1 protein-coding gene and 1 pseudogene are annotated in these 1,031 nt (G+C 74.8%); both read right to left on the bottom strand.

What is annotated here, in order from left to right; translation table 11 throughout:
• Nucleotides 1-636 (bottom strand): RICIN domain-containing protein (locus tag FNH04_RS46250; protein WP_194237070.1); only part of this gene is annotated, 636 nt, incomplete at its 3' end.
• 127 nt (nt 637-763) lie between these two features.
• Nucleotides 764-1,031 (bottom strand): annotated as a pseudogene (locus FNH04_RS48460) (DNA polymerase III subunit delta); the annotation flags it as partial.

Here is a 1,031-nt window from a genome sequence, read left to right as displayed (position 1 = left end):
GGGGTGCGGTGTCCTCGGCGAGGCGTCCGTCACGCGGGAGACCGACTCGGTCTGCAGGGACTCGACCGAGCTGTCGATGACCCACCGCTGGGACGCGTCGTCCGTGCGTTCCTCGAGGAGCAGGTCGGCTCCCTCCTCGGCGGAGGCCGGTGCCAGGGCGAGTCCCGACGCACCGCGCGGCAGCAGGGCGCCGTCAAGGGTGAGGGCGTAGCGCACGCGCCCCCGCAGCGCGGGGGCGTCGCACGACCCGAGCCGGACGGGGAGACCGAGGCGGGAGTAGAGGCACAGCTCGATGTCCGCCAGACTGCGCAGCAGCCCGCCGGTCTCGTACGACCACTGCTGCCGCACCGACGACGTGCAGATGGCGAGCACGGCTTTCACCTCCGCCACCACCTTCGTACCGTCCACACCGACGCAGAGTCCGCTCTCGGCGTTGCGCAGGCGGCCCTCCAGCGGTCCGCTCAGGAAGTCTCCGGCTCCGATGCCGGACTGCCGCCCGCCCGACTGCCCCGGTCCGGAACTCGCCGAGCCGGAAGGGCTGTTGGATTCCGGGGTGGTCCCGCTCGCCGACGCCAGGGCGAGCGGGACCAGCACGCAGCCGCTCACCACCAGGACCGCCAGGACCGCCAGGGCCACCTGCCGACGGCGCGTGAGACGCCGGAGGCCGTCGGTGCGCGGCGCTTCGCCCCTCAGTGAGCCCAGGACCCCGCGCGGCCGGCCGGTGCGCGCCGCATGACGGGGACGGCCGGCCGGTCCGGTCACCCCGGTGCGCCCGTACGGAGGCAGGCCACCGCCCCGCCCGGTCGGCCACCTCGAAGCTCGACGCCTCGGCCCGCCCGGTGTAGTACCGCCCGACCACCGCCTCGTCGATCGTCCCCTCGACATCCGCGACCAGCTGCGCCGCCGCAGACGCGAGTTCCCTCAGATCGCTTCCGATCGCGTCCACCAGCGCCTGGCACGCCTCGGGCGTGGCGGACCGGCCCAGCGTCCGGAACTCCCCCCGTACGAAGCCCAGCCGCTCCGCCGGCTTC

The sequence above is a fragment of the Streptomyces phyllanthi genome (assembly GCF_009377205.1).
GTDB classification, from domain to species: Bacteria; Actinomycetota; Actinomycetes; order Streptomycetales; family Streptomycetaceae; genus Streptomyces; species Streptomyces phyllanthi.
This window is presented reverse-complemented; position numbering and strand designations above follow the sequence as displayed.